The organism is Blautia sp. TF10-30 (assembly GCF_003481245.1).
GTDB classification, from domain to species: Bacteria; Bacillota; Clostridia; order Lachnospirales; family Lachnospiraceae; genus Fusicatenibacter; species Fusicatenibacter saccharivorans.
In genome coordinates this window covers 1-1,637 of the sequence record NZ_QUKM01000034.1, presented here as the reverse complement: position 1 = coordinate 1,637, position 1,637 = coordinate 1, and the positions used below count along the sequence as shown (strand labels likewise).

Sequence of the window (1,637 nt, the reverse complement as noted above, 5' to 3'; positions counted from 1 at the left end):
AAATCTTGCGCGTCTAACTCATCACTACTACAATATATTTATGGGTAATCCCCTTACTTCCAGTAAGGATTTATCCATCTCATTACTTAAACTGTTAGAATGTAGGATGCAATGGTATATCGACTTCATCACTTGGACCTCGCGTCCGTACTTTAGACTGATAACCGGCTCCTCATTCACAGTGTTCGTTTTATGCAGGTTGAATCACATTAGGTGCATTCGTGTCACACACAGTAGTTTGAACAGGTAATGAGTAAAACTGGTATTTATCCATTGTAATATTTTTTAAGGAGTGATAAATTTATGAACGCAGTAGGTATCGATGTTTCAAAAGGTAAAAGTATGGTTACAATTCTGAGACCATTTGGGGAGATTGTATCCTCTCCTTTTGAGATTAAGCACACATCCAGTGATATCCATTCACTTATTAAACTTATTCATTCTATCGAAGGTGAATCCCGGGTTGTAATGGAACATACCGGCCGCTACTACGAAGCACTTGCTCACCAGCTTTCAGCAGCAGATCTCTTTGTCAGTGCTGTTAATCCCAAGTTGGTCAAAGATTTTAATAACGATTCTCTTCGCAAAATCAAGTCCGACAAAGCTGATTCTGTCAAGATTGCCCGCTACGCTCTTGACAAATGGCAAAGTCTTGAACCGTATAGTATTACAGATGAATTACGCGCTCAGCTAAAGGTCATGAATCGTCAGTTCCATTTCTATGTGAAACAAAAAACGGCTATGAAAAATAATCTTATTGGCCTCATTGACCAGACCTATCCAAATGCAAATACTTATTTCAATAGTCCCACCCGCAGTGATGGTTCCCAGAAATGGGTTGATTTTGTCTCTACATACTGGCATGTAGATTGCATTCGTAAAATGTCTCTAAACGCTTTTGTTGAACATTATCAGAACTGGTGCAAGCGCAAAAAATATGCCTTCAATAAATCAAAAGCGGAAGAAATTTACACCAAAACAAAGGAACTTGTTCCAGTATTTCCTAAGAATGAAATAACCAAACATATCATCAGACAAGCTGTCGATCAGCTCAACAGTACTTCCGTTACTGTCGAAACAATACGCACTCTCATGAACGAGACTGCCTCAAAGCTTCCTGAATACTCAATTGTCATGCAGTTTAAAGGGATTGGTCCATCTCTCGGTCCACAGCTTATGGCTGAGATCGGTGATGTAACCAGATTCACGCATAAAGGAGCCCTTACTGCATTCGCCGGAGTTGATCCTGGGGTAAACGAATCTGGTTCCTATGCCCAAAAAAGCGTCCCAACATCCAAACGTGGATCTTCAAATTTAAGAAAGACTCTTTTTCAAGTAATGGATGTTCTTATCAAAACCATGCCTCAGGATGATCCTGTATATCAATTCATGGACAGAAAACGCACCCAGGGTAAGCCTTACTATGTTTATATGACTGCAGGTGCTAATAAATTTCTCAGAATATACTATGGACGAGTGAAAGAATATCTTTCTGTTCTTCCTGATCCAAGCTAATTCAAAACTTTTACTTTCAGACCAGCACTGGTTGTGGTGGCCTTATTTTAATGCCTAATTTTTAACCTGTAAAGTTTTTTAACTTTCTTCAATTTTAGTATTGACTTTTTATTTGCAGGCTA

General features: G+C 38.9%; 1 protein-coding gene. It reads left to right on the top strand.

The genetic code is table 11. The annotated features are described in order from the left end of the window. The first annotated feature begins 303 nt into the window (after positions 1-303). Positions 304-1,515, top strand: a complete 1,212-nt coding sequence (locus tag DXD02_RS15245; RefSeq protein WP_055218916.1) for an IS110 family transposase — start codon at positions 304-306, stop codon at positions 1,513-1,515. Positions 1,516-1,637 lie beyond the last annotated feature (122 nt).